Origin of the sequence: Salinicola sp. MIT1003 (assembly GCF_001858555.1) — a bacterium.
Lineage (GTDB): Bacteria > Pseudomonadota > Gammaproteobacteria > Pseudomonadales > Halomonadaceae > Salinicola > Salinicola salarius.
Genome location: NZ_MCAP01000037.1, coordinates 1 through 3,134, shown reverse-complemented (window position 1 = coordinate 3,134; position 3,134 = coordinate 1). Strand labels below are relative to the sequence as shown.

Here is a 3,134-nt window from a genome sequence, read left to right as displayed (position 1 = left end):
TGCTGTTCGTCGAGCTTCAGCGTGAGCGTCTCGTTCATGACCGACACTTTGACGTCGGAGACTCCCGGCAGGTTCTCCACACCGCCACGAATTTTCGCCGCGCAACTGGCGCAGTCCATGCCGCCGACCTTCCAGCTGAGCGTGCTCTCGGCGTCGGCCCGATCAGGTACCGTCACCGTTTCCGCGTCGTTGTCTTGAGCGTTACCGTCACAGCAAGGTGAATGACATTCGGATGAGTTTTCTGGACTGGCAGTATCAGAATCAGGCATGAATTGGACGGAATAGCCAAGTCGCTCGACGGTCTTCGCGACACGCTCCATCGAGGTTTGTTGCGTGTCCAGCCCAAGCCTCAGCGTCTCCTTCATCACCGAAACCTGAACGTCGGAAACGCCTTTCAAGCGTTCCACCGCACCACGGATCTTACCGGCACAGCTTGGACAGTCCATGCCTTGAACGGTCCACTGGTATGTGTTACCGGATGCTTCGGTATGTGTAGCTGGCATGAAAAGTTACCTAGTTCAATTTCTCTGCTCAAACTCTAAACCTTCTAGTGGCTATAGAGTCAAACCGCATCGTCTTACTGGTAAGGAGGCATGCGAGGCGGGCTGCTGGTTAGCTGCCATGTTCGTTGTCCTGTTTAGCGATGGCCTGCGGATCGTGTAATCGCTCGCTCTTTAAGCTAAAAATGCCCCTATTGTTGTGATCCGATGAAATCGACATCCGTATAAAAGTGGCATTCGCCATCCTGCACGAGTTGATCCATGGCAAGATAGCGGCATATTTCCCCCTGAGTTTGGCGGGCTCGTACTCGACTAGGGGTATTTGATCGCGGAAGCCGCTCAAGCCGTCAATATCCGTGCCAGCCCTTGAGACGCTGGGTCGAACGGTTTCGAACGGAGCGTAGCGGTGCGTGAAAGTCAGAGGGCAGTTTGCCCAAAGCCCCCGCTCCGCCGAAAGTTGAACCTTAATGATGCATATCTGGGTACGGAATCGATGGTATTACTCGCCAGTCGTACTGGATTAATCTCGCTGCGCATCGAAATTATTGTAATTATCTTAACGAATTCCCGCTCAACTTTATCCAATTAAAAATGACATAAAGCCTCAAATACTTTAGTGAATCCCACTTCTTTTTTAGGCACGACCCAGATAGTGCACGCTAAACAAGCCTTGAGTATCAGTCCAGCAGGAAATCGCTTCAAATCCTGCACGATCTGCCAGTGCCTGAAAGCCCTCGACCGTATATTTGTAGGAGTTTTCGGTATGGATCGTCTCGCCCTCCAGGAAATGGAAGCGTTCGCCTTCGATCGCAACGACCTGGGGTAACTGGCTGACCAAGTGCATCTCGATGCGGGATTGAGCCTCGTTGAAGAAGGCCCGATGGGCAAAATGCCCGGGGTCGATTTCGGTGTTCAGCTCCTCGCGCAGGCGATCCAGCAAGTTCAGGTTGAAAGCTGCCGTCACGCCTGCCGCATCGTTGTAGGCGGCTTCGAGTGTCGTCTTGTCCTTGATCAGGTCGACACCTATCAGCAACCCGCTGCCAACGGGCAGCAGGGAGTGCAAGCCGCGCAGGAAATCCTCGGCGGCCTGCGGGTCGAAGTTGCCGATGCTCGATCCCGGGAAGAAGCCGACCGGCCGTTCGCAGCACAGCCCCTCCGGCAAGGCCATGTTGCAAGAGAAGTCGGCACAGGCGGCGTGCACCTCGAGCCATGGATAGTCGGCAGCCAGGCGACGCGTGCTTTCGAGCAGGAAGTCTCGGGATATATCGATGCCGAGATAGCTTGACGGTCGCATGGCTTCCAGCAGTAACCGTACCTTGCGACTTGCTCCGCTGCCGAGCTCGATCAACGTCGCCTCACTCCCGGCGATGTCCGCTATCTCATCGGCGGCGTTGGCCAGGATCAGCTCCTCTGTTCGTGTCGGATAGTACTCCGGCTGTGCGCAGATACGGTCGAACAGCTCGGAACCCCGCTGATCGTAGAAGAACTTTGGCGAGGCGAATTTCTGGTCGGCGCTGAACCCCATCAATATCTCATCGCGAAGCGACGTTTTGGCAGGGGTCGTGTGCATGTCATGGAATTGTACGGCCAGGGTCATGATCAGCTCTCCTTGGCAAGACGGAAGCCGGAAAATGCCCAGCGGGCATGAGGCGGGAAGAAGTTGCGATAGGTGGCACGAATGTGATCGGCCGGCGTCGCGCAGCAGCCACCCCGCAACACCATCTGGCCGGACATGAACTTGCCGTTGTATTCCCCCAGGCTGCCCGGCAACTTGCGAAACCCCGGATAGGGGCGATAGGCGCTGCCGGTCCACTCCCAGACATCGCCGAACATCTGGCTCGGCGCGCCGGTGGTCGCGGCGGCAGCTACCGGCTGCAGATGGTCCTGCTCGACGAAGTTTCCCTGCCCGACGTTGCCCCGAATGGCGGCATCATGGGCCACCGTCTCCCACTCGGCCTCGGTGGGCAGGCGGGCGCCGGCCCACTGTGCATAGGCATCGGCCTCAAAGAAGCTGACATGGCAGACCGGCGCATTCATGTCGACCGGTACCAGGCCGCCCAGGGTGTAGTGATGCCAGACGCCGTCGCGCTCGACCCAGTAGAGCGGCGCCTGCCAGCCTTCTGCCTTGACCGTCGCCCAGCCATCCGATAGCCAATAGTCAGGTGTGTCGTACCCTCCCGCCTGCATGAACGCGAGAAACTCGCCATTGGTCACCGGACGCTCGGCGATCTGAAAAGCCTCGACGAACTGGCGGTGGCGCCCCATCTCGTTGTCATAGGCAAAACCCTCCTCGGTGTCGTCATGGCCGATGTACCGGACGCCGGCCGGGTAGGCATGCCAGCCGAGCGCAGCGACGTCATGCGCAGGCGTCGGCGCCAGGTCGTCCCGGTAGACCGGGCACAAGGGGTTCTGGGCCAGGATGTGCTTGATATCCATCAGCAGCAGCTCCTGATGCTGCTGTTCGTGTGGCAGGCCCAGCTCGAGACGCCGGAGAATCTCCTGGAGATGTTCCTGCGGTGGATCGCTGAGCAGCGCTTCCATGGCCCGGTCGACGTGAGCGCGATAGCGATAGACATCGTCCACGGTCGGCCGCGAGATCATGCCGCGTTCGGGCCGGGGGAACGGCGTGCCATG

3 protein-coding genes are annotated in these 3,134 nt (G+C 58.6%); all 3 read right to left on the bottom strand.

Annotation, left to right across the window (positions count from 1 at the left end; all coding sequences use genetic code 11):
- Positions 1 to 503, bottom strand: a 503-nt coding sequence (locus tag BC443_RS19120; protein WP_139284320.1) for a copper ion binding protein, incomplete at its 3' end; no start/stop codon positions are given.
- Between the two features lie 631 nt (positions 504 to 1,134).
- Positions 1,135 to 2,097: an L-histidine N(alpha)-methyltransferase gene (gene egtD / locus BC443_RS13180; RefSeq protein ID WP_071232303.1), complete on the bottom strand. Its 963-nt coding sequence runs from the start codon at positions 2,095 to 2,097 to the stop codon at positions 1,135 to 1,137.
- Between the two features lie 2 nt (positions 2,098 to 2,099).
- On the bottom strand, positions 2,100 to 3,134 hold a 1,035-nt coding region (egtB, locus tag BC443_RS13175), incomplete at its 5' end, for an ergothioneine biosynthesis protein EgtB (protein WP_071232302.1).

What these genes read in the sequence shown, in the direction of transcription:
- egtD (WP_071232303.1), bottom strand. Translation starts at nt 2,097, where the DNA reads ATGACCCTGGCCGTACAATTCCATGACATGCACACGACCCCTGCCAAA.